General features: G+C 64.9%; 19 protein-coding genes. 14 read left to right on the top strand and 5 right to left on the bottom strand.

Translation table 11 applies throughout. The features are described 5' to 3' along the window. Positions 1-152 precede the first annotated feature (152 nt). Complete coding sequence (locus tag CAG11_RS10620; RefSeq protein WP_085596273.1) at positions 153-1,454, bottom strand: serine/threonine transporter; 1,302 nt, start codon at positions 1,452-1,454, stop codon at positions 153-155. Between the two features lie 63 nt (positions 1,455-1,517). After that, positions 1,518-2,894, bottom strand: coding sequence for an L-serine ammonia-lyase (locus CAG11_RS10615; RefSeq protein WP_022642383.1), 1,377 nt, complete (start codon positions 2,892-2,894; stop codon positions 1,518-1,520). Between the two features lie 135 nt (positions 2,895-3,029). On the opposite strand from CAG11_RS10615, the gene CAG11_RS10610 reads away from it, so the two are divergent. Together CAG11_RS10610 and CAG11_RS10605 are read left to right on the top strand one after the other, a co-directional pair. After that, positions 3,030-3,977 (top strand): LysR substrate-binding domain-containing protein, encoded by a 948-nt coding sequence (locus CAG11_RS10610; RefSeq protein ID WP_053134202.1) that lies wholly within the window; start codon positions 3,030-3,032, stop codon positions 3,975-3,977. 212 nt (positions 3,978-4,189) lie between these two features. Further along, on the top strand, positions 4,190-4,597 hold the full coding sequence (locus tag CAG11_RS10605; protein WP_031320917.1) for an HPF/RaiA family ribosome-associated protein: 408 nt from the start codon (positions 4,190-4,192) through the stop codon (positions 4,595-4,597). Between the two features lie 62 nt (positions 4,598-4,659). Here CAG11_RS10605 and fecA read toward each other — a convergent pair whose 3' ends face one another. The 3 genes from fecA to CAG11_RS10590 all read right to left on the bottom strand — a co-directional run bounded on the left by fecA (position 4,660) and on the right by CAG11_RS10590 (position 8,647). Continuing rightward, positions 4,660-7,017: a TonB-dependent Fe(3+) dicitrate receptor FecA gene (gene fecA, locus CAG11_RS10600; protein WP_085596272.1), complete on the bottom strand. Its 2,358-nt coding sequence runs from the start codon at positions 7,015-7,017 to the stop codon at positions 4,660-4,662. 167 nt (positions 7,018-7,184) lie between these two features. Continuing rightward, positions 7,185-8,150: a FecR domain-containing protein gene (locus tag CAG11_RS10595; protein ID WP_085596271.1), complete on the bottom strand. Its 966-nt coding sequence runs from the start codon at positions 8,148-8,150 to the stop codon at positions 7,185-7,187. 8 nt (positions 8,151-8,158) lie between these two features. Beyond that, the gene (locus CAG11_RS10590) at positions 8,159-8,647 is read right to left on the bottom strand and encodes a sigma-70 family RNA polymerase sigma factor (RefSeq protein WP_085596270.1); all 489 of its coding nucleotides are present in this window, start codon (positions 8,645-8,647) and stop codon (positions 8,159-8,161) included. A gap of 212 nt (positions 8,648-8,859) precedes the next feature. Between CAG11_RS10590 and CAG11_RS10585 the strand changes: the two genes are divergently transcribed. From CAG11_RS10585 to CAG11_RS10530, 12 genes are all read left to right on the top strand, one after another. After that, positions 8,860-9,165, top strand: coding sequence for a DUF3649 domain-containing protein (locus CAG11_RS10585; RefSeq protein WP_085596269.1), 306 nt, complete (start codon positions 8,860-8,862; stop codon positions 9,163-9,165). Then, on the top strand, positions 9,162-10,739 hold the full coding sequence (locus CAG11_RS10580) for a PepSY domain-containing protein (protein ID WP_085596358.1): 1,578 nt from the start codon (positions 9,162-9,164) through the stop codon (positions 10,737-10,739). Before CAG11_RS10585 ends, CAG11_RS10580 begins: the two co-directional genes overlap by 4 nt. Next, positions 10,740-11,066 carry a DUF3325 domain-containing protein gene (locus CAG11_RS10575; RefSeq protein ID WP_022642391.1) on the top strand — a complete coding sequence of 109 codons (327 nt, stop codon included), beginning with the start codon at positions 10,740-10,742 and terminating at the stop codon, positions 11,064-11,066. A gap of 14 nt (positions 11,067-11,080) precedes the next feature. Beyond that, positions 11,081-11,656, top strand: coding sequence for an RNA polymerase sigma factor (locus tag CAG11_RS10570; RefSeq protein ID WP_022642392.1), 576 nt, complete (start codon positions 11,081-11,083; stop codon positions 11,654-11,656). Further along, positions 11,653-12,642, top strand: a complete 990-nt coding sequence (locus CAG11_RS10565) for a FecR family protein (RefSeq protein ID WP_085596268.1) — start codon at positions 11,653-11,655, stop codon at positions 12,640-12,642. The genes CAG11_RS10570 and CAG11_RS10565 overlap by 4 nt, the downstream gene beginning before the upstream one ends. A 168-nt stretch (positions 12,643-12,810) precedes the next feature. Continuing rightward, positions 12,811-13,218 carry a biopolymer transporter ExbD gene (locus CAG11_RS10560; RefSeq protein WP_022642394.1) on the top strand — a complete coding sequence of 136 codons (408 nt, stop codon included), beginning with the start codon at positions 12,811-12,813 and terminating at the stop codon, positions 13,216-13,218. 4 nt (positions 13,219-13,222) lie between these two features. After that, positions 13,223-14,008 (top strand): energy transducer TonB, encoded by a 786-nt coding sequence (locus tag CAG11_RS10555; RefSeq protein ID WP_085596267.1) that lies wholly within the window; start codon positions 13,223-13,225, stop codon positions 14,006-14,008. 42 nt (positions 14,009-14,050) lie between these two features. After that, positions 14,051-16,291 (top strand): TonB-dependent receptor, encoded by a 2,241-nt coding sequence (locus tag CAG11_RS10550; RefSeq protein ID WP_085596266.1) that lies wholly within the window; start codon positions 14,051-14,053, stop codon positions 16,289-16,291. Between the two features lie 28 nt (positions 16,292-16,319). Then, complete coding sequence (locus CAG11_RS10545; protein WP_085596265.1) at positions 16,320-16,961, top strand: MotA/TolQ/ExbB proton channel family protein; 642 nt, start codon at positions 16,320-16,322, stop codon at positions 16,959-16,961. A 131-nt stretch (positions 16,962-17,092) separates the two neighbouring features. Beyond that, entirely contained in the window at positions 17,093-18,796 is a 1,704-nt protein-coding gene (locus CAG11_RS10540) for a bifunctional UDP-sugar hydrolase/5'-nucleotidase (RefSeq protein WP_085596264.1), read from the top strand. Positions 18,797-19,108: 312 nt separating this feature from the next. Further along, positions 19,109-21,544 (top strand): TonB-dependent receptor, encoded by a 2,436-nt coding sequence (locus CAG11_RS10535; protein ID WP_085596263.1) that lies wholly within the window; start codon positions 19,109-19,111, stop codon positions 21,542-21,544. Beyond that, positions 21,544-22,608 (top strand): hypothetical protein, encoded by a 1,065-nt coding sequence (locus CAG11_RS10530; protein WP_085596262.1) that lies wholly within the window; start codon positions 21,544-21,546, stop codon positions 22,606-22,608. Before CAG11_RS10535 ends, CAG11_RS10530 begins: the two co-directional genes overlap by 1 nt. Position 22,609 lies beyond the last annotated feature (1 nt).

Here is a 22,609-nt window from a genome sequence, read left to right as displayed (position 1 = left end):
GGACCACTGGCCGGTCGTTCGTCGAGGCTTGCCGGCATCCGTGCGCCTCTCGGGCGATCAAGCAAGGGGCATGCCGCGGTCGGCGCCGGCCAATGAATCCGTGAGCAAAAAAAAGCGGACCGCAAGGTCCGCTTTTTCGTTGTCGCCCCGTTTCAGGGCAGGAAGGAGAAGATGATCGCCGACAGTGCGATCAGCCCGATCAGTACCACGAACAGATTCGACAGCTGGCCCGAGTACTGGCGCAGCGACGGTACGCGCTGGATCGCATACATCGGCATCAGGAACAGCAGGCAGGCGATCACCGGGCCGCCCAGGGTCTCGATCATGCCCAGGATGCTCGGGTTGAAGGTCGCCACTGCCCAGCAGCTGAGCACCATGAACAACGCGGTGAGCTTTTCCAGGTGGCTGGAGGACAGGGCGCGGCCGCGACCGCGCAGGCTTTTCACGATCAGCCCCTGGAAGCCTTCGCTGGCGCCGATGTAGTGGCCCAGGAACGACTTGGTAATGGCTACCAGCGCGATCAGTGGCGCGGCGTAGGCGATGACCGGGGTCTGGAAGTGGTTGGCCAGGTACGACAGGATCGAGATGTTCTGCGCCTTGGCTGCAGCCAGGTCCGCCGGCGATAGGGCCAGCACGCAACTGAAGCAGAAGAACATCACCGTCAGCACCATCATGGCGTGGGCCATGGCCAGGATGCCGCTGCTCTTGCGTTCGGCCTGCTGGCCATAGTGGCGCTTCTGGTCCACGGCGAAGGCCGAGATGATCGGCGAGTGGTTGAACGAAAACACCATCACCGGGATCGCCAGCCACAGGGTCTTGAGGAACAGCGGCATGGGCATGCCGTCGCCGGCCGAGGCGAAGAACGCGCCGTTCCAGTTGGGGATCAGGCTCAGGGCCAGCAACAGCAGGGCGGCGACGAAAGGGTAGACCAGCAGGCTCATGGCCCGCACGATCACGTCCTGGCCGCAGCGCACGATGGCCATCAGGCCCAGGATCAGCAACAGCGACAGCACCGCCCGCGGCGGCGGGGCCATGTGCAACTGGTGTTCCATAAAGCTGCCCAGGGTGTTGGTCAGGGCCACGCTGTACACCAGCAGGATCGGGAAGATGGCGAAGAAGTAGAGCAAGGTGATCAGCTTGCCGGCGCCGACCCCGAAGTGTTCTTCCACCACCTCGGTGATGTCCCCGGAGCGTCCGGACAGGACGAAGCGGGTCAGCCCACGGTGGGCGAAGAAGGTCATGGGGAAGGCCAGCAGTGCCAGCACGATCATCGGCCAGAAGCCGCCGACCCCGGCGTTGATCGGCAGGAACAGGGTGCCGGCGCCGATGGCGGTGCCATACAGGCCGAGCATCCAGGTGGTGTCGTGCTTGCTCCAGCCCCGGGAGGCTGGCGCGCTGTCGCGGGGTGTCGCTACGGCAGGATGTTGAGTAGCAGGTGTGGGTACATCGGTCATCGGTATCGCCTCGTTATTATTCTTGCTCGGGCTCACGTGTTACGGACGGTCAGGGAAGGCTCCTCAGCATTCCACCCAGCTCACCGCCAGGCCGCCCCGTGAAGTCTCTTTGTATTTGTCATGCATGTCGGCGCCGGTATCGCGCATGGTGCGGATCACCCGGTCCAGGGAAATGAAATGCTGGCCATCGCCGCGCAGGGCCATCTGGGTGGCGTTGATCGCCTTCACCGCGGCAATCGCGTTGCGCTCGATGCAGGGCACTTGCACCAGGCCGCCCACCGGATCGCAGGTCAGGCCGAGGTTGTGCTCAAGGCCGATCTCGGCGGCGTTTTCCAGTTGTTCCGGGGTGGCTCCCAGGACTTCCGCCAGGCCGGCTGCGGCCATGGCGCAGGCCGAACCCACTTCGCCCTGGCAGCCGACTTCGGCGCCGGAGATCGAGGCGTTCTTCTTGCACAGGATGCCCACCGCGGCGGCGCCGAGGAAAAAGCTCACGACATCGTCGTCGCAGGCTTGCGGGTTGAATTTCATGTAGTAGTGCAGCACCGCCGGGATGATCCCCGCCGCGCCGTTGGTGGGGGCGGTGACCATGCGTCCGCCGGCGGCGTTCTCTTCGTTCACCGCCAGGGCGTAGAGGTTGACCCACTCCATGGCCGACAGGGTCGAGGTGATGACGTTGGGCTTGCCGATCTCCAGCAGGTTGCGATGCAGCTTGGCGGCGCGGCGTGGCACGTCGAGACCGCCGGGCAGGATGCCTTCGTGGCTCAGGCCCTGTTCCACGCATTCGCGCATCACCGACCAGATGTGCAGCAGGCCGCTGCGGATCTCGGCGTCGCTGCGCCAGGCCCGCTCGTTGGCCATCATCAACTCGCCGACCCGCAGGTTGTGGGTCTTGCACAGGGCCAGCAGCTCGGCGGCGCTGTTGAAGTCGTAGGGCAGTTGCACGCTGGCGCCGGCTTCGGTCCCGGCCTCGACCTGCGCGGCCTCGACGATGAAACCACCGCCCACCGAGTAGTAGGTCTGTTCCAGCAGGGCGCCGTGTTCGCCCAGGGCGACCAGGGTCATGGCGTTGGGGTGGTAGGGCAGGCTTTCGTCCAGCAGGAGCAAGTCCTGCCGCCAATCGAAGGCGATGCTCGAGCGACCGCCCAGCAGCAACTGGCCGCTTTCGCGCAGTTGCTGGATGCGTGGACCGATGCTGCGCGGGTCGATGCTGTCCGGCCATTCGCCCATCAGGCCCATGACGCTGGCGCGGTCGGTAGCGTGGCCGACACCGGTGGCGGAGAGGGAGCCGTAGAGGCGGATCTGCACTCGCCGCACCTGCTCTTGCAGGCCCTGCTCGAACAGCGCCTGGGCAAAGGTCGCGGCGGCGCGCATCGGGCCGACGGTATGGGAACTGGACGGACCGATGCCAACTTTGAACAGATCGAAAACACTGATAGCCATGCTAAAGCCTTACAAGCAATGGAAGGTAGATCGCTGCCATTTTTTGTAGGCCAAGCGCAATGTCGGCGATACTGCCAACCTCGGTCAGCAGTGACCAACGAAATTTCCTAAGAGATCCTTTAGCAGGACTAAACGATGAGCCGTCAGTTTCATGCCCAGACCTATGTCTGGCTGCATGTGTTTTCCTGTGCCGCGCGGCACCTGTCCTTCACCCGCTGTGCCGAGGAGTTGCACATCACTCCCGGGGCGGTGAGCCAGCAGATCCGCCAGCTCGAAGAGCGCCTGGGGTTTCGCCTGTTCCACCGCCGGGCCCGGGGTGTCGAACTCAGCGCCGAGGGCCAGCGCCTGGCCCTGACAGTGAGCGAGGCCTACGGCAGCATCGACGCCGAATTGCGCCGCCTGGATGCGGGCATGATCGGCGGTACCTTGCGCCTGCGCTCGATCCCCTCGTTCCTCGGCAAGTGGCTGACCCCGCGTTTGCCGCGCCTGCAGCAGCGCTACCCGGAGATCCAGTTGCGGCTGGTGGCGGAGGACAGCAGCGTGGCGCTGCATGAGGGTGACTTCGACCTGGCCATCGACCTGAACGACGGCAGCTATCCGGGCCTGCAATCCACCGCCCTGCTGGACGAGCAGATCTTCCCGGTGTGCGCGCCGAGCCTGCTGCGTGGGCGGCCACCGTTGCACGGGCCGGCGGACCTGGCGCACTTTCCGCTGCTGCACGACATCACTGCCTGGCGTGGCAGCTACGAATATGCCGAATGGGAGTTCTACCTCAATGCCATCGGCTTCGAAGGCGCCGATGTGCGTCGCGGCCATACCTTCAACCGCAACCACCTGACCATCGAAGCGGCGATCGCCGGCATGGGTGTGGCGATCGCCCGGCGCACCCTGCTCAACGACGAGCTGGAGCGCGGCACCCTGATCGTGCCGTTCGGCCTCGCGGTGCCCAATCACAAGCGTTACGTGCTGCTTTATGCGCCAGGCGCACTGAGCCACCCCGGGGTGCGGGCGGTGCATGACTGGCTGGTGGAGGAAGCGGAGATATTTCGCGGCCTGCACCCCCTGGGAGAGGGGCAGGAATGAGCTGTTTCAAGTCGTGTCGCAAGCGCGGCTGACTCCCCACACTAACAGCGCCCTGGCGGTTTGTCCGGCTTTATTTGCGTATGAATATTTATATTTTTCCAGGGGTTGAAATGTTCTTCGCCGTGCCTAATTGTGTAATCAAGAGGTCACGAAATGCTGGTCACAGCCAGGTTCCAGGCCTCTTGCGAGCAAGCTGAAATAAGGGAAGAACTATGCAAATCCAAGTCCATAGCGATAACCATATTCAAAGCAGCCTTCGGATGGAGGAGTGGGTGCGCAGCACCGTTGAAAGCACGCTCGAACGTTACGAGGAAGACCTGACCCGGGTGGTGGTCCATCTGCGTGACGAGAACGGCGGCAAGTCGGGTCCCGATGACCTGCGTTGCCAGCTCGAGGCCCGGCCCAAGGGGCACCAGCCGATTTCCGTGACCCACAAGGCCGATACCCTGGAGCAGGCCATCGACGGCGCCACCGTCAAGCTGGAAAGTGCCCTGGAGCACATGTTCGGCAAGTTGCGCGCCAAGCGCCCGGCAGCAGTGTCCGACAATGACGGCAGCGAGGCGGATGCCCTGCTCGAAGAAGAATTCCTGGAAAACCAGCAGGCTGCGCTCAATAGCTGATAGCTGGATTTTCCCTCGACCTGACGGGCCTGCATTGCAGGCCCGTTTTCTTTTGTGGGGCCTTAGAACGCGACCGACGTCTGCACGTACAGGGTCCGCGGCTCGCCCACGTACTTGCCCTTGTTGTTGTCGTCGAAGGAGCGGGTGAAGTACTGGTGGTTGAAGATGTTCTTCACCCCCACCGCCACGTTCAGGTCCGACAGTTGCGGCCCGAAGTCATAGCCGGCGCGGGTGCTGAACAGCATGTAGCCGGGAATGCGTCCATTGCTGCCGTCGAGGCTTTCGCGGGAGGTGTTGGCGTTGTCGGCGAACTGGCTGCTCTGGTAGCTGCTGTCGAAGTTGAGCTTCCACGGACCTTCGGTGTAGCTCACCCCCAGGGTGCCCTTGTGCTTGGATGAGAAGGGCACGCGATTGCCTTTGTTCGGCCCGTCCTCGCGGATGGTGGCGTCGACGTAGGCATAGGTGGCATAGACATTGAACCCGGCCAATGCCGGATCCAGGCCGTCGAGGGCGTAGTTGATGCTGCTCTCGATGCCCTGGTGCCGCGTTTGCCCGCGGGCGATCACCGTATCGTTGGTCTGGTTGCTGTCGTACTGGTTGTCGAAGTTGATCAGGAAGGCGCCCAGCTCGGCGCGCAGGGTGCCATCGTCGTAGCGAGTGCCGATTTCCCAGGTGCGGGCCTTTTCCGGCTTCACCTCACCGCTGGCCACCCGGTTGGGCATCTGGCTGTACTGCACGCTGCCGAACGAGCCCTCGGTGTTGGCGTAGAGATTCCAGTTTTCGTCGACGTGGTACATCACGTTCAACGCCGGCAGCGCGGTGTTGTAGTTGCCCTTGTACTTGACGTTGCTGAGGTTGTTGCTTTGCTGCGACTCGATCATTTCGTAGCGGATGCCCGGGGTCAGGGTCCACTTGCCGATATCGATGCGGTCATCGACGAACAATGCGTGGGCCTCGGTGCCGCCACGGGTGTCGCGGTCGTTGCGGCTGTTGCGGGTGGGCAGCTGCTGGTTGGCGCTGATGGGCGTGCGGTAGCGCAGCTCGTGCCCGGCTTCGTTGATGTAGCGATAGCCGATCCCGACTTCGTGGCTACTGTTGCCCAGGTCGAAACCCTGGGCGAGGCGCGTCTCCAGGCCGCGCACCCAGTATTCCCGGGGCGACAGGGAGAGGAAGCTGCCCTGGTCCAGGTAGCCGCTGCGCAGGGTCTTGGTGAAGAAACTGTTGACGGTGAATTCGCGGCGATCCTCCTGGTAGCGATAGCCGAGGTTGAACATCGTCCGCCGGCCCCAGAACTTGTCGTAGGGGCGGGTCGACTGATAAGGGTTGGCCTTGTAGTCCGCCACGTTGAGGCCGCCGGGCATGTCGGCCTCGCCTTCATAGTATTGGGCCGTTGCGTTGAGGCTGTTGGCCTCGTCGATCTGGTACTTGCCCTTGAGGATCAGGTCGTCGATCCGCGTGCCGCTGTGTTCGCGCCAATCGCCGCCGCGGGTGCCGGAGTACAGCAGCGCGCCGCCCAGGCCATTGTCGGCAGTGCCGCCAGCCAGCAGGTTGGCGTTGGTCTTGAAGCCGTCATGGCTGGAGGAGGGGCTGGTCTCGGTCTGGAAGCCGCCCTTGACGGTCGGCGTCTCGGGAATCGCCCGGGTCACGAAGTTGACGATGCCGCCGACGTTCTGCGGGCCGTAGCGCACGGCACCGCCGCCGCGCACCACGTCCACGGCGTCCATGTTGCCCATGCTGATGGGCGCGAACGACAGCTGGGGCTGGCCATAAGGGGCGAACGGCACCGGGATGCCATCCATCAGCACCGTGGAGCGCGAAGCCAGGCGTGGGTTGAGCCCGCGGATGCCGAAGTTCAGCGCCATGTCATGGCTGCCGGTGCCGTTGTTGTCCGGTGCGTTGACCCCGGGAATCCGGTTGAGCACGTCCCGCGCCTGGGTGGCGCCCTGGCGCTCGAACTCTTCACGGCGGATCACGTCCCGCGCCCCGGCATGCTCGAAGACATCGACCTGGCGGGCATCGCCCAGCCAATCGCCAACCACGCTGGAGGCGCCCAGTTGCAGGGTGGCTGCTGCGCCGGGTGTTGCCGGTTGCAGGCTGAAGGCATTGCCGCCCTCGGCCCGGGCTTGCAGGCCAGTACCCTGCAGGAGGATCTGCAAGGCCTGTTCGGTGCTGTATTGCCCATCCAGGCCGTGGCTCTGCACGCCATGGGTGAGTTGCGAGCCGAAGGAAATCAGCACGCCTGCTTCACGGCCGAACTGGTTCAGCGCGCTTTCCAGGGACATCGGGGCGATGTGGTAGGACTTGCCCGCAACCTCGGCGGCCTGGAGCTGGGACAGGCTGGCCAGACCCAGGCTGGCCCCCAGCAGCAGGTGACGCAGTGAGCGGGCCAGGGGCGTGGGGCGAGAGGGTTGCTGAGTCATCGATGGCGATCCTGAGAAGGAAGAATCAAGGTGGCTTTCCCTTCTTGTCACCCGAGCCTGGCAAAACGGCTCATCGATCATGAAAAAAATTTCCCAAGGCAATGCGCGCTTGGTTGGCTCGCCGATCCATCGGACTCCGTCGCTGGTAAGCAAGGTGGCTACGAGGTTCAGGCGCGAGCCTCGACGTTGACCCAGTAACGGGTGAAGCGTCGCACCCGGACTGGCAGGCTGACCTGCAACAGGTCGAGGATCCGTTCGCTGTCATCCAGGGGGTAGCTGCCGGAAATCAGCAGGTCCGCCACTTGGGCATCGCAATGCAAGCGGCCCCGGCGATAACGTCCCAGCTCGTCGAGGAAGTCCGCCAGGCGCATGTGGGCCGCCACCAGCATGCCCTCGCTCCAGGCGCCGCTGCCGGCCTCCAGGGCGCGGGGAGCGTCCCAGCCGTCGCGGCGAAAGTCCAGCTGCTGCCCGGCCGCTACCTGGGAAGGCGCGGCGCTGTAGGTCCCGGGCTCCACGCGGGCGGCGCCGGCATACACCGCCAGTTGGCTGTGGCCGCTGAACTGGCGCAGGTTCAAGCGTGCGGCGCTGGTCTTCACCAGGCCCTCGGCGCTTTGCACCACCAGTGGCCGTGGGTCCTTGCCGGCGCTGAGCATGATTTCGCCTTCCAGCAGGCGGATCAGCCGTTGCTGGCTGTCGAAGCGCACATCCACCGCGCTGCTGGTGTTGAGCTGCAACTGGCTGCCGTCGCTAAGCTGCAGCTTGCGCCGCTGGCCCCGGGCGCTGCTGTAGTCCGCCAGCAACGGCGGTAGCGGGTTGTGCTCGCGCAGGTTCCAGGCCGCCGCGGAACCGACCCCCAGGACCAGCAGCAGCTTGAGAGCCTGGCGCCGGCCGCTGGACCTCGGGGTATTCAAGGCGGCATGGGCCAGGGGCGAGGGCAAGCCGCGCAAACGCTGGTTGACCCGCAGGATATGGGCCCATGCCCGCTGATGTTCGCTGTGGGCGTCGTGCCACTGCTGCCAGGCCTGCTGCTGGCGCGGATCCAACGGGCCGTCCTGCATCTGGATCAACCAGTGCACCGCCTGCTCGGCGACCTGGTTGCTGAACTCAGCTTGGGCATTGAGGTGGGGATTCATCGGCGCTCTCAAAGGGCGAAGTAGCAGCGCATGGCCGCCTTGTTCAGGTGGCGCTTGACCGTGGCGATGGAAATACCCAGTTCGCGGCCGATCTCGGCGTAGCCCAGGCCATCCAGTTGGCACAGCAGGAACGCACGCTTGACCTGGGGTGGCAGGCCATCGAGCAGGCTGTCCAGCTCCTGCAGGGTCTGCAGGATGATCGCCCGTTCTTCTTCCGCAGGCGCGACCTGCTCGGGCAACTGCGCCAGGGCTTCCAGATAGGCGCGCTCCAGGTCCTGGCGCCGGTAGTGATTGCACAGCACGCGCTTGGCGATGGTGGCGAGGAAGGCCCGGGGTTCGACGAGGAGCGGGGTTTCCCGGGCGCCCAGCACCCGGATGAAAGTGTCCTGGGCCAGGTCGGCGGCGCTGTCGGGGCAGCCGAGGCGGCGCCGCAACCAGGTGTTCAACCAACTGTGATGGGCCAGGTAGAGGCCTTCGACGGTAGCGGAATGGGACAAGCCGGAGGCTCCTGCACTGACAAGACGCATAAGGTAACGAGAATTGTTCGCATTGTAGTGGGGCGATATGAGCTTCGGCAATTGGCGCGGATGGACGGGCAGGGCGATGACTCTCAGCGCTTTTTGCGTATGAGAATATTTATCATTAATATTGTCCGCCTTCTGTGCCCGGGCATGCGCGTCCGGGCTTTCTTTTGCTGCAAGGTCCGAACATGAAAAGCAAGGCCGGCGGAATTCCCGCTTCCTATCGCCTGGCGGTGGCATCGCGGGTTTGCGCCGCGGTCCTGGGCGGCTACCTGCTGGCGGCGCTGGCCTGCGCCTGCCTGAGCTTGCTGCTGCCGTTGTCCAAGGTCGACGCGGTGCTCAGCGCGATGATGAGTTCGTTCCTGTTCTACCTGCTGGCGGTGATCTGGTGCTTCGCCTGCCGCAGCGCCTGGCATGCCTGGTTCGGCTTGCTCCTGCCTTGCCTGGTGCTGGCGTTGGTGGCTGGCAGCGCCTATTGGGCGGCCCTGCCATGAAAGAGGGTTTGCGCCAATCCATGGCCTGGTTGCACACCTGGAGCGGATTGCTGTTCGGCTGGCTACTGTTCGCCATCTTCCTCACCGGGACCCTGTCCTATTTCAAGCACGAGATCAGCCACTGGATGCAGCCCGAGATCCCGGCCCGGACCCTGGACGCCGAGACCAGCCTGGGCCTGGCCCAGCGCTACCTGGAGCAGCATGGCCAGGGCGCGCAACGCTGGTTCATCGGCCTGCCCGACGCCCGTGAGCCGGCCCTGTCGGTGGCCTGGCAGGCACCGGGCAAACCCGGCGAGCGCGGCGCCTTCAGCGAGAAGCTGCTGGACCCGGCCACGGGCAGCGAGCTGCATGCGCGAGCTACCCGGGGCGGCGAGTTCTTCTATCGCTTCCACTTCCAATTGCAGATGCCCTATCCATGGGGTCGCTGGCTATCGACCATGGCGGCCATGGTGATGCTGGTGGCGCTGGTCAGCGGGATCATCATCCACAAGAAGATCTTCAAGGACTTCTTCACCTTCCGCCCGCGCAAGGGCCAGCGCACCTGGCTCGACGGGCACAACGCATTGGGCGTGCTGGTGCTGCCGTTCCACCTGATGATCACCTACAGCAGCCTGGTGATCTTCATGTCCATGGTCATGCCGGCGGGCGTCTTGATCGCCTACAAGGGCGACAACAATGCCTTTTTCCAGGACCTGCAACCGGCAGCCCGCAATACCCCGGCTGCCGGTGAGCCAGCACCGCTGGCGCCCTTGCAACCGATGCTCAGGCAAGCCTTGCAGCACTGGTCGGGTGGGCGTGCGCAGCGGGTGGTAGTGAACAATCCCGGGGATGCGAACGCTTCGGTGCAGGTCATGCGCCATGGGGCCGACCAGGTGGCTCGCAACTTCGGCAGCGCGCTGGCGTTCAACGGCGTCACCGGCCAGCCCTTGTCGGAAAGTCCCGGGCAGTCGCTGCCCAAGGCCATCGGCGGCAGCTTCTATGGGCTGCACATGGGGATGTTCGCCGGGCCGGTGCTGCGCTGGTTGTACTTCATCTGTGGCCTGGCCAGCACCGCGATGATCGGCACCGGGCTGGTGATCTGGCTCGGCAAGCGCCAACTCAAGCACGCCAAGAGCCCGGTCATGCCCTTCGAGCTGCGCCTGGTGGAGGTGCTGAACATCGCCAGCATGTCCGGGCTGGTGCTGGCGGTGGCGGCGTTCTTCTGGGCCAACCGCCTGCTGCCGGCCGGCTTCGCCGAGCGCGCCGACTGGGAGGTCAACAGCTTCTTCAGTGCTTGGGGCCTGGGCCTGTTGCATGCGGCGTTGCGTCGTGGGCGCCGGGCCTGGATCGAGCAGTTGGCGCTGGCGGCCCTGTTGCTGGCCGGCATTGCGCTGCTCGATGCCTTGACCGCGCCGAACCTGGCCGATGGTTTCCTCAGTCGTGGGGACTGGACCCGGGCCGGCTTCGACCTGGCTTGCCTGGCCAGTGGCCTGTTCCTGGCCTGGGCCGCGTACAAGATGCAACGCGCCGCCCGGGCTCCTGTCGCCAACCCGTCCCGGGCCCGCTCTCGGGCCGCTGAAACCGAGGTGGATTGAATGCTCCTGGCCCTGTTGCTCTGTTATGCCGGCTTCACCGGTTTGTGCCTGTCCCTGGATCGGCACCACGGTGAGGTGCTGGGCAGCAAGCCCAGCGCCCGCCGTCGCCAGGGCCTGCGCCTGGGTGGCTGGCTGCTGCTGGGGCTGTCGCTGGTGGCCGCAGTGCAAGACACCGGCTGGAGCCTGGGGCTGGTGCAGTGGTGCGCGGTGTTGATGTGCAGCGCCTTGCTGCTGGTCTGGCTGCTGCCGTACCGCCCGCGCCTGGTGCTGTCCATGGCGGGCGCGAGCCTGTTGGCCAGTCCGCTGGCGGCCCTGGCCCAATTCTGAGTACCGCGCCTGCGATGAATATCCTGCCGCCGGAACCCACAGAGCTGGATCGCTCCGACCCGCAGGGCACTCGTGCGCATTTTCTCCAGGTGTTCCTGTCCCAGCGGGCGCAGATGGAGGCCCTGGTCAGTCGCCGGGTCGGTTGCCGGGCCACCGCCGCGGACCTGGTGCAAGAGTTGTTCCTGCGCTTCTGGCGCCGGCCCCTGGTCCAGGTCGAGGAACTGAGCACCTACCTGCTGCGCTGCGCCGGCAATATCGCCATCGACCACCTGCGTAGCGAAGGCGCGCGGGTGCGGGTCAGCGCCGGCTGGGTGCCGGAGCAGCAAGACCAGCACGCTCTCGAGCCCCAGGCCGTGCTGGAGGCCGGTAACGATCTGCGCCATGTGGAGGCGGCCTTGCGCGGCCTGCCCCAGCGTACCCGGCAGATCTTCCTGCTCAATCGCATCCATGGGCGCAAGTACGCCGAGATCGCCAAGGCGATGGACCTGTCCCAAAGCGCCGTGGAAAAACATATGATGCGCGCCCTCGAAGCCTGCAAGGCCAGCCTGCGGGAGCCCTCGACCACGCGTACGCCAAGGAATGCCCCGTGAACCAGCGCTCCACCGTCACCCCGACGCCTGCCCAGGAACAGGCCGCCCTGGCCTGGCTGAGCCTGCTCCACGACCAGCCCAGCAGCGGCGACCAGGCGACTTTCAGCCAATGGCTGCAAGCCGACCCGGCCCATGTCGAAGCCTATGCCCAGGTCCAGGTGCTATGGGAGTTGAGCGAGCAGCCGGCGCGGACCCTGGCCGCCGAAGAGGACCAGGCCCTGCAAGGCTTGCTGCGGCAGATGGACGGGGCCAGGGGCCGGGCCCGGCGCCGCTGGTCGGTGGGCCTGGCGCTGGCTGCCAGCTTGTTGCTGGCCGTGACCCTGGGCGCCGGGTGGCAGCCGGGGCGTTGGGTCGACGACCTGGGCGCCGACTATGTATCGGCCCCGGGCCAGGTGCGCACCGTGACCCTGGCCGATGCCAGCCAAGTGACCCTGGACGCCGACAGCGCCATCGCCGTGGACTTCAGCCATGGCCAGCGGCACGTCCAACTGCGCCGTGGCGCCGCGTTCTTCCAGGTCAGTCATACCGGCGAGTCTTTCGTGGTGAGCGCCGAGCAAGGCGAGGCCCGGGTCCTGGGCACCCAGTTCGAAGTGCGCCTGCAATCCCAGGGCGCCCAGGTCACGGTGCTGTCCGGACGGGTCGGGGTCACGCCGGCCGCGGGCGCGCCCCAGCAAGTGCTTGGCGCCGGCCAGCAAGTGGCCTATGGCCAGGGCCAGGCCGCGCCGTTGCATGGGACCGACAGCGAAGCGCAACTGGCCTGGCGCCAGGGTTGGCTGAACTACTACCACGCGCCATTGGCCGAGGTGGTCGCGGACCTGCGGCGTTATTTCCCGGGGCGCATCCTGTTGCTCGACTCGCAATTGGCCCAGCGCCGAGTCAGCGGCAGCTTCTCCAGCAAGGACCCGCAAGCGGTCCTCGACTCCCTGCAGGCAGTGTTGGGTTTTCGCCAGCACAAGATGTTCGGCAGGCTGCTCGTCCTGCGCTGAGAAGCCTGTCCCAGAGCTCCCGAACATTCATCGATATCACTTCGTTCTGTCACTAAACCGTTACACGAGGCGCGGATGATCTGCGCATTCCTGAGCACATGGTCAGGATCGGAGAGGGTTGTGATTCAGCTCTCGTAGGGGAGGGATGGCTGAAGCAGGAGCAAGTCGATGCGCAGCTGGGATGTAGCTAAAAAGAAAAAAGCCCATATCGAAATCATCCCGATGATCGATGTGATGATGTTTCTCTTGGTGTTCTTCGTACTCATCAGTCTCAACGTGATCCCGGCCGTGGGGATCAAGACGCAGTTGCCGGTCGCCAGTACCGCGCAACAGTTGAAACCGCAAAACAAGGCGGTCATCACCCTGGGCCTGCAGGAGCGCCTGCAACTCGATGGCCAGGACCTGGATGAAGGTGCCCTGCTGGCGCAACTCAAGGTGCTCAATACCGGCAGCGAAAAGCTGGTGATCATCATCAACAGCGACCAGGGCGTGGAGGTCAAGCGCCTGGTGGCGGTGATGGACCTGCTCAAGGGCAATGGTTTCTCGTCCGTCTCCATCGCCACGCGCAAGTCCTGACGCCATGTTCAGTCTCTATCGAACCCGCAAGCTGCTGGCATGCCTGCTGCCGGCCGGCCTTCTGTTGCTGGTGATCTACAGCAGCCAGTTGCAGCGATTGCAGATCACGCCGGTGTACGACGAAAGCACCGTGGAAGTGGCCCTGGTGGATGCCAGCGAACTATTGGCCGTGGCCGAGCCGCCACCGCCCGAGCCGGAGCCGTTGCCCCTCGCGCCCGAGCCGCCGGTGGTGGCGCCGGATGAAGAGCCCCTGGTGATCGAGCCGCCCAAGCCCAAGCCGGTGGTCAAGCCCAAGCCCGTGGTACCCAAGCCGCTGGTGGCCAAGCCCGAGCCAGCCAAGCCCGTGGCGCCTAAACCGGCCCCGGCGCAAGTGGCCAAGAGCACCCCGGCGCCGCAGCCCATCGTGGCCGAGGCGCCAAGGCCCCCGGTGGCGACACCGGCCCCAGCACCGGCCCCAGCGCCAGCCCCCGCGGCGCCGGCCAGTGCCATCAAGGAAAGCCTGTACACCGCCGCTTTGCGCAAGGAACTGGAAAAGCACAAGCAATACCCCAGCGGCCGCGAGGCCTCGTTGCAGCGTCCCCAGGGCGATGTGGTGATCTGGCTGGAAGTCGATCGGGCCGGCAACGTGCTCGACAGTGGCATCGAAAACAAGGCGCCGAACATGTTGCTCAACCGTGCCGCGCAAACCAGTTTGCGCCGTGTGGAAAAGGTCTCGCCGTTCCCGGCGGACGCCTTCTCGGGCAAGAACAAGCAACGGTTCACCGCGACCTTTAGCTACAACGTGGAATAACCCATCACCTATTAACGAAAGTTGTAAGCAAGGGATTGACCCGTGAAGATCAATAAACTTTATGCCCTGCTTCTGGCATCGGGCCTGGGCAGTTTTGCGCCATTGGTTCTGGCCGACGATACCGTGGACGTCGGTGCGGTGAACGTTGTCGGCAAACAGTCCCTGGGCAATGGCCACATGATCAAGGAAGAAAGCGCCAAGGCGCGTTCCACCGTGACCAAGGAAGCCATGGACCAGATGGCGCCCACCGCCAACGCCGTGGACAAGCTCAAGTACACCCCGGGGATCAACGTCTCCAGCACCGATGCCACGGGCCTGAGCGGCACCAGCTTCACCATGCGCGGGATGAACTCCGACCAGGTGGGCCTTTCTTCCGATGGTTTCCCGATCAACGATTCGGGTGACTACTCCATCTATCCGAACCTGATGGGCGATTCGGAAAACTTCAGCGAAGTGTTCGTCACCCAAGGCTCGTCCGAGGCCGACGGTCCGCACATCGGTTCCAGCGGCGGCAACATCGGCCTGGTGAGCATGCGCCCGACCAAGGATTTCGGGGTGTTCGTCAAGCAATCGGTGGGCTCGAACAACCTGCGCAAATCCTTCGCCCGGCTGAACACCGGCGACCTGGGCGGCTTCAAGACCTGGGTCTCGGCTTCTCATACCGAAGGCGACAAGTGGAAGGGCAAGGGCACCTTGCGTGCCGACAAGATCGAGTGGAACACCCTGTTCGAAGACGGCAACGGCAACTCCACCAACGCCATCTTCAAGTACAACAAGCAGGAGAACTACAACTACAACAGCGTCAGCAAGGCCCAGTTCCAAACCCAGGGCCGGCGCGTGGACTACTCGCAAAGCACCGTGTTCAAGAACGGCAGCGTGTCCCAGTCCTACAAGCTCAACCGCAACCCCTTCGAAAGCCTGACGGCTTCGGTGACCCAGCGCTTCCAGCTGCGCGACGACCTGAGCCTGACCTTCAACCCGTACTATGTGTGGTCCAATGGCGGCAGCTTCAGTGGCCAGACCGCCACTACCTTGTCCAGTTCTTCCAGCAAGGCTGGCAACTATGACCTGACGGGCCTGCCCACCGGCAGCTACTACCGGCCCTCCTGGACCGAGACCTGGCGCCCGGGGATGACCACCAAGCTCAAGTGGGACCTCAACGAAGAGCACAGCCTGGACTTCGGCTACTGGTACGAGCGCGCCCGCCAGCGCCAGACCCAGCCCTTCATCGGCATCAAGGCCAATGGCGCGCCGGAGAACGTCTGGGGTGACTACAACGGTTCCGACCAACTGGTGGACCGCAATGGCACCACGGTCCAGGGCCGGCACCAGTACACCGTGACCCCGGCGCAGAAGCTCTGGGTGCAAGATACCTGGCAGGCGACCCCGGACCTGACCCTGACCGGGGCCCTGGCGTACCAGCATGTGGAGCGTGATGGCAACAACCTCGGCAGCCTGACCGACAAGGCGGAAAAACGGAACGTGCGTTATCACCAGTTCCTGCCCAGCTTCAACGCCAAGTACCAGGTCGACCCGAACAACCAGGCGTTCTACAACGTCACCCGCAACATGCGCACGCCACCCAACTACGTGCTCTACAACAAAGGCGACTCCATCAGCCTGAAACCCGAGCTGAGCTGGAACCAGGAGTTGGGCTGGCGCTACAGCGAAGAAAAGATGGCGTTGAGCGCGACCTTGTTCTACATCACCTTCAAGGACCGGCAGATCTCCACCACCGACGTCAATGGCGACTACGTGGTGGCCAACGTCGGCGAGGTGAAGAACCGCGGCCTGGAGCTGGAGTGGAGCGGCCTGTTGCCGCACAACTTCAACTACTACGCCTCGTACACCTACACCAAGTCCGAGCAGATGGACGACCTGACCAACAAGAACGTGCTGCTGCCGACCTCCGGCAAGCAACTGGTCAACGTACCGGAGAACATGTTCAACCTGAGCCTGGGCTACGACGATTCGCGCTACTACGGCAACGTCGTCGGCAAGTACGTAGGCGCCTTCTACGGCGACCTGACCAACGACGAGAAGATCTCCGGGCGCACCGTGTTCGACCTCAACGCCGGCATCCACCTGCCGGTGGACAAGAAGGTGCTGAAGTCCGCGACCCTGCGTTTCTCGATGCTCAACGTGTTCGACAAGGAATACCTGGCCTCGACCCGCACCGTGTCGTTCAACTCGGTGAAGACCAATGGCCTGGCGCCGAGCACCGCCTACTACAACGTCGGCGAGGAGCGGACCGCGATGGTCTCCCTGGAAGCCGCGTTCTGATTCGTTTCAGGTACAAGAGGACATGACGATGGACATGAATCTGCTGCACGACATCACCTTCTACACCATGTACGGTGCGGCCGCGATCGCCGCCTTCATCGCGGTGGAGCGGGGCATCTACTTCAGCTTCAGCCTGCGCCAGGCAAAGAAGCTGGAGACCGTGCTCAACCCGAAGATGCACAGCGTCGACGACCTGCCGGCGCAGTTGCGCGAGCGCAACAGCCTGCCCCTGGAAATGGTCGCCGAGCTGTTCGCCCACAAGCAGGGGCTGGCCAGCCACAAGGACCTGGAAGACCTCAGCGAGTCGATCTACATCGCCACCCGCAGCAAGCTGATGCATGGCCTGTGGCTGCTGGAAACCGTGGTCACCGCGGCGCCGTTGCTGGGCTTGCTGGGAACCATCCTGGGGATCATCGACACCTTCAAGGCCCTGGCCGAGACCGGTGTCTCCGATCCGGGCGAGGTCTCCAAGGGCATCGGCACCGCGCTGTACGCCACGGCACTGGGGATCGCCATCGCCCTGGGCAGCATGATCTTCCACAACCACTTCCAGGATCGGGTCGAACGCATCACCGACCACCTGAAGATCCTGCTGCTGCGCGCCGGCATGGGCACGGCCCTGAAAACCCCGGTGGCGCAAGCGGTGCATGGCACCCTGCAACCTGCCTGATAAGCTACGCGCCGTAGCCGCTGCCCAAGGCCGCGGGCGATGACCGGGCGGGCGCTCCCAGAGCGTCCGCCAGGCTCGCCGCGCCGCCTGCGCCAGCGGCTTTTTCTTGCCGACAATACAAGGACTTTTCAATGTCGCGTCTTCGTCCCGTACCCCTGTTGCTGGGTGCGCTGACCCTGGCCCTGGCCACCCTGGCCGGTTGCAACTCGGTCTCCCACGAACCGCAACCGGTGGCGGTGAATATCGTCGCCATCAACGACCTGCACGGTAACCTGCAGGCCAACCCCTTCAGCTTCAAGGACCCAACCGCCCCCGGTGGCGTGCGCAAGCTCCAGGCCGGCGGCATCGCCACTCTCGGCGGCATGCTCGGCCAATTACGCCAGGAAGATCCGCAGCTGTTGTTCATCGGCGCCGGCGACCTGGTGGGCGGCAGCCCGCCGCTGTCGGCCATGTGGGCCGACGAGCCGACCCTGGACGCCCTGCGCCAGATGGGCCTGAAGCTCAGCGCCATCGGCAACCACGAACTGGACCAGGGCAAGGCCGAGTTCCTGCGCCAGGTCAACGGTGGCTGCCAATCGCCACGGCCGGACAAGGCCTGCCAGTTCCGCCCGGACTACGCAGGCAGCGGCTTTCCCTACCTGGCCGCCAACCTGATGGACAGCGACACCGGCAAGCCGTTGCTGCCGGCCTATCGCATCGAGGAGGTACGCGGGGTCAAGGTGGCCTTCGTCGGCGCGGTACTGCGCGACGTGGCGGCGATGGTCAGCGCCAAGGGCATGCGTGGCCTGCAAGTGGCGGATGAAGCCGATTCCATCAATAAACTGATTCCCGAGCTCAAGGCCCAGGGCGCCAACGCCATCATCGCCGTGGTGCACCAGGGCGGCGCGACCCCCGAGCCGTTCGACAAGCCCGACTGCTCGCAACTTGGCGGCGACATCATCGACGTGGCCAAGCGCCTCGACCCGGCGGTGGACGTGCTGGTCAGCGCCCATTCGCACCAGGGCTACCTGTGCAAGGTCGGTTCGCTGCTGGTGACCCAGGGCAATTCCTATGGTCACCTGCTGACCCACCTGACCCTGCAAGTGACCCCGGGCCAACACCGGGTCACGGACATCAAGGCAGTCAACCTGCTGGCCGACCCGGCGCGTTATCCACAGGACCCGGCCCTGGCCCGGTTGCAGCGCGACGTCGAGGCGCGCAGCAATGAGGTGCTGCTCAGCCCGGTGGCGGCGATTGGCGCCCCGTCCATCACCCGACGCGCCGATGGCGCCGGGGAAATGCCCCTGGGCGACCTGATCGCCGACGCCCACCTGGCCGCCGGCCAGGCCAATGGCGCGAAGATCGCCTTCATGAACACCGGCGGCATTCGCAGCGACCTGGCCCTGGAGCCCGGGCAGGCCAAGCTCAACTACGGGCAACTGGCGACCTTGCAACCCTTCAACAACGCCCTGGTTGCCTTCGACCTCACCGGCCGGCAGTTGCAACAGGTGCTCAACCAGCAGTGGAAGGGCACGGACGATGCCAACATCCTCCAGGTCTCCCGGGGCTTCAGCTACCGCTGGGACGCCAAGCGCCCGGTGGGGGATCGCGTGGTGCCGGGCAGCTTGCGCCTGGATGGCCAGCCACTGCGTGCCGATGCCCGTTACCGGCTGGTGATGAACGCCTTCCTGGGCGAGGGCGGTGATCGCTTCAGCCTGTTCAAGGACGGCACCCAGCGCAGCGACCTGGGCATCAGCGACCTGGACGCCATGTTGCAGTACCTCAAGGACATGGAGCACCAGGGCAAGCCGGCCGGCTCCGCCACCAGCGCAGGAAGGATCCAGCGCAGCAACTGAGGTGTCCGGGCGGCCGCTGCGCAGCGGCCGCCGATCGGGCGCCGAAGGTCCTGCGGACCTTGTCGCAGCTTCGCAGGCTCAGCAGCGGCTACAGGTGCGTGCGTTCGCTCGCTTCGTGTGGCCGCTGCCGCAGGCTGCGCCCGGTCGCGCAGCGGCCGTAGATCCGGCTTGCCAGCTCCGCTCGTCGACTCACTCCAGCGCGGCTGAAAATATTTTCAAAAAATTGCTGAGGTCTTTGCCCTCGACATCCGTGTAGTGCTTGAAAGTGCGATCAATTCGCATTCAATGTGCTCCTACACACGAGTCTCAAGCATGAAGTCCAGGGCAAGTTCGGCGGCAAACGCTTCGGTAAAACGTTGGTTCGGCGCATCCGCGCTGATGGTGTCGGGGTTGGCGCTGCTGCCTCTGGGCGTGGCCCTGGCGGCCGAATCCGGCAGTGCCCAGCACAGCACGCTGTTCAATTTCGCCATCGCGGCCAAGCCACTGCCCCAGGCCCTGAGTGATTTCACCCGGGTCACCGGTATCAGCGTGGTCTACACCTCCGAGGCGCCCTATGGCCTCAAGGCCCCGGCGCTCAACGGCCAGTTCAGCGCCGAGCAGGCCGTGCAGCGCCTGCTCGGCAACTCCGGCTTCAGCTACCGGCGCAGCGATGCCCATACCCTGGTCCTCGAGCCATTGCCCCAGGGCGCAGCCTTGAACCTGGGCGCCACCAGTGTCACCGCCGTGGGCGCCGACGACAGCACCAGCTACCAGCCGCCGGCCACCACCTCGGTGGCGCGCAGCCAGGCGCTGAACCAGGAAATCCCGCAGATCATCAACGTGGTCCCGGCCCAGGTCCTGAAGGACCAGACCCCGCGCAACCTGGACGACGCGCTGAAGAACGTCAGCGGCATCACCCAGACCAACACCCTGGGCGGCACCCAGGATGCGGTGCTGCTGCGGGGTTTTGGCGACAACCGCAACGGCTCGATCATGCGCGACAGCATGCCGGTGGTGCAGGGCCGCGCCCTGAACGCCACGGCCGAGCGGGTCGAAGTGCTCAAGGGGCCGTCATCGCTGCTCTACGGCATCCAGGACCCGGGCGGGGTGATCAACGTGGTCAGCAAGAAGCCCGAACTGCAGCAATCCACCGCGCTGACCGTGCGCGGCTCGACCTACGGCTCGGGCAAGAACGGCAGCGGCGGCAGTCTCGACACCACCGGGCCGATCGGCGATTCCGGGTTGGCCTATCGCTTGATCGTCGATCATGAGGACGAAGATTACTGGCGCAACTTCGGCACCCATCGCGAATCCCTGGTGGCGCCGTCCCTGGCCTGGTATGGCGAGCGCACCAAGGTCTTGCTGGCCTACGAGCATCGCGAGTTCCTGACCCCGTTCGACCGTGGCACGGCCATCGATCCCAAGACCAACCATCCACTGGACATCCCGGCCACCCGGCGCCTGGACGAGCCGTTCAACAACATGGAAGGGCGCTCGGACCTGTACCGCTTCGAGGTCGACCACGAACTCGGCGACGACTGGAAGGCCCACTTCGGCTACAGCTGGAACCGCGAGACCTACGACGCCAGCCAGGTGCGCCTGAGCGCAGTGAATGCCAACGGCACCCTGACCCGGACCATGGACGGCACCCAGGGCGCCCTGACCACCGACCGCTACGCCACCGCCAGCCTCGAAGGCAAGGTGCAGCTGGCCGGCATGCAGCACGACCTGGTGTTCGGTCTCGACGACGAGTACCGCAAGATCTATCGCGCCGACCTGATTCGCGGCAAGAACACCAGTTTCAACTATCGCAACCCGGTGTATGGCCAGCAGGTGGCGGGCACCAACGTCAGCGCCCCGGACAGCGACCAGACCGATCTGCTGCGCAGCGATTCGCTGTTCTTCCAGGACGCCATCCACCTCACCGACCAGTGGATCCTGGTGGGCGGTGGACGCTTCCAGGAATACGACCAGTACGCCGGCAAGGGCCGGCCGTTCCATGCCAACACCAACAGCAACGGGCAGAAGTTCGTGCCCCGTGCCGGCCTGGTGTATCGCTACACCGACCAGCTGTCGTTCTATGGCAGCTATACCGAATCGTTCAAGCCCAACTCCAGCATCGCCCAGCTGGCCGGTGGCACCGCGGTGCTGGACGGCTCCATCGAGCCTGAAGAAGCCAAGTCCTGGGAGCTGGGGGCCAAGCTCGATATTCCCGGGCGCATCACCGCCAGCGCGGCGCTGTTCGACATCACCAAGCGCAACGTGCTGGTGTCCACCGCCACGGCGACCGAGACGGTCACCAGCGTGGCCGGCGAGGTGCATTCCAAGGGCCTGGAGCTGGACCTGACCGGCCAGCTCAGCGACCAGTGGAGCCTGATCGGCAGCTATGCCTACACCGATGCCGAAGTGACCAAGGACACTAAGTACAAAGGCAAGCAATTGCAGAACGTGGCCAAGAACAGCGGCTCGCTGTCGGCGGTCTACGACTTCGGCAGCCTGCTGGGCGGCGATCGCCTGCGGGTCGGCGCCGGTGCCCGTTATGTCGGCGAGCGCGCCGGCGATGCGCCCAACAGCTTCGACCTGCCGGGCTACACCGTGGCCGACGCCTTCGCCACCTACGACACCAAGCTCGAAGGGCAGAAGGTCAAGTTCCAGCTCAACGTGAAGAACCTGTTCGACAAGACCTACTACACCTCGTCGGTGAGCAAGTACTTCGTTTCCCTGGGCGACTCACGGCAAGTGTCGCTGTCCAGCACCCTGGAGTTCTGATGAAGATCCGTCACCTGTGGTTCCTGGCCCTGGGGTTCTGCCACCTGGCCCTGGCGGCGCAGCCCGAGGGCGCGGCGGCCGATGCCCGCTTGTATCACCGTGAGCACCAGGCGCTGTTGCCGGGCGCCGGTTCGAGCTGGGGGTTCATCGCCCTGGACCCGGTCCGGCCGTACCTGTTCCTGGCTCGGCGCGACAACGGCCTGAGCGTGTTCGATGTGGACAAGCAGCGCCCGCTGCGGACCCTGGAGCAGTCGGCGGGGGCCAATGGCGTGGTGTTCGTGCCCGAACTGGACCGGCTACTGGTGCTCAACATCGATGGCAGCCTGGGCGTGGTGCAGTTGTCCACACTCAAGCCGCTCAAGCGCATCGTCGTGACCCAGAGCAACCTCAACAGCGCGGTGTACGAGCCGAAAACCGGCCAGGTGATCATCGTCAGCGGGCGCCGGGGCGATCGCTCGACGCTGTTCGTCTTCGATCCGCAGCAGGAGCGGATCGTCGCCGCCCATGACCTGGCGGTGAAGAAGATCGACCCGCTGCTGCTCAAGGGCGATGGCAGCTTCTTCTTGCCGATGCGCGACGAAGGCGTGCTGGCGCGGCTGTCGTCCAGCAGCTTCGAGGTCATGGATCGCTGGCAGTATCCCGATTGCCAGCGACCCAGTGCCCTGGCCCAGGATGAACAGCGTTCGCGATTGTTCGTCGCCTGTCGCGGTGAGCGCCCACGGTTGCTGGTGCTCGATCGCGACAACGGCGCGCTCAAGGCCAGCCTGCCGATCACCCGGGACGTCAACGCCCTGGCCTACGACCCGCAGTCCCGCCGGGTGCTGGTGGCCAGCGGGGTGGACGCCAACCTCAGCCTGATCGCCCAGCTCGATGCCGACCACTATCAGGCGCTGGGCAGCGTCAGCACCCAACCCATGGCCTACAACATGGCGTTCGACCCGCGTAGCCGGAAGGTCTACCTGGCGGCGATGGACTTCACCCAACCGGCGCCGGTCCCGGGTGAGCCGAAGGCGGATCCGTTGTTCCACGCCAATACCTTCAGCGTCCTGACCCTGGCGCCCTGAG

The sequence above is a fragment of the Pseudomonas sp. B6(2017) genome (genome assembly GCF_002112765.1).
GTDB classification, from domain to species: domain Bacteria; phylum Pseudomonadota; class Gammaproteobacteria; order Pseudomonadales; family Pseudomonadaceae; genus Aquipseudomonas; species Aquipseudomonas piscis.
This window is presented reverse-complemented; position numbering and strand designations above follow the sequence as displayed.

What these genes read in the sequence shown, in the direction of transcription:
- CAG11_RS10595 (WP_085596271.1), bottom strand. Translation starts at nt 8,150, where the DNA reads ATGAATCCCCACCTCAATGCCCAAGCTGAGTTCAGCAACCAGGTCGCC.
- CAG11_RS10620 (WP_085596273.1), bottom strand. Translation starts at nt 1,454, where the DNA reads ATGACCGATGTACCCACACCTGCTACTCAACATCCTGCCGTAGCGACA.
- CAG11_RS10555 (WP_085596267.1), top strand. Translation starts at nt 13,223, where the DNA reads ATGTTCAGTCTCTATCGAACCCGCAAGCTGCTGGCATGCCTGCTGCCG.
- CAG11_RS10545 (WP_085596265.1), top strand. Translation starts at nt 16,320, where the DNA reads ATGGACATGAATCTGCTGCACGACATCACCTTCTACACCATGTACGGT.
- CAG11_RS10535 (WP_085596263.1), top strand. Translation starts at nt 19,109, where the DNA reads ATGAAGTCCAGGGCAAGTTCGGCGGCAAACGCTTCGGTAAAACGTTGG.
- CAG11_RS10615 (WP_022642383.1), bottom strand. Translation starts at nt 2,894, where the DNA reads ATGGCTATCAGTGTTTTCGATCTGTTCAAAGTTGGCATCGGTCCGTCC.
- CAG11_RS10575 (WP_022642391.1), top strand. Translation starts at nt 10,740, where the DNA reads ATGCTCCTGGCCCTGTTGCTCTGTTATGCCGGCTTCACCGGTTTGTGC.
- CAG11_RS10560 (WP_022642394.1), top strand. Translation starts at nt 12,811, where the DNA reads ATGCGCAGCTGGGATGTAGCTAAAAAGAAAAAAGCCCATATCGAAATC.
- CAG11_RS10605 (WP_031320917.1), top strand. Translation starts at nt 4,190, where the DNA reads ATGCAAATCCAAGTCCATAGCGATAACCATATTCAAAGCAGCCTTCGG.
- CAG11_RS10610 (WP_053134202.1), top strand. Translation starts at nt 3,030, where the DNA reads ATGAGCCGTCAGTTTCATGCCCAGACCTATGTCTGGCTGCATGTGTTT.
- CAG11_RS10530 (WP_085596262.1), top strand. Translation starts at nt 21,544, where the DNA reads ATGAAGATCCGTCACCTGTGGTTCCTGGCCCTGGGGTTCTGCCACCTG.
- CAG11_RS10540 (WP_085596264.1), top strand. Translation starts at nt 17,093, where the DNA reads ATGTCGCGTCTTCGTCCCGTACCCCTGTTGCTGGGTGCGCTGACCCTG.
- CAG11_RS10580 (WP_085596358.1), top strand. Translation starts at nt 9,162, where the DNA reads ATGAAAGAGGGTTTGCGCCAATCCATGGCCTGGTTGCACACCTGGAGC.
- CAG11_RS10570 (WP_022642392.1), top strand. Translation starts at nt 11,081, where the DNA reads ATGAATATCCTGCCGCCGGAACCCACAGAGCTGGATCGCTCCGACCCG.
- fecA (WP_085596272.1), bottom strand. Translation starts at nt 7,017, where the DNA reads ATGACTCAGCAACCCTCTCGCCCCACGCCCCTGGCCCGCTCACTGCGT.
- CAG11_RS10585 (WP_085596269.1), top strand. Translation starts at nt 8,860, where the DNA reads ATGAAAAGCAAGGCCGGCGGAATTCCCGCTTCCTATCGCCTGGCGGTG.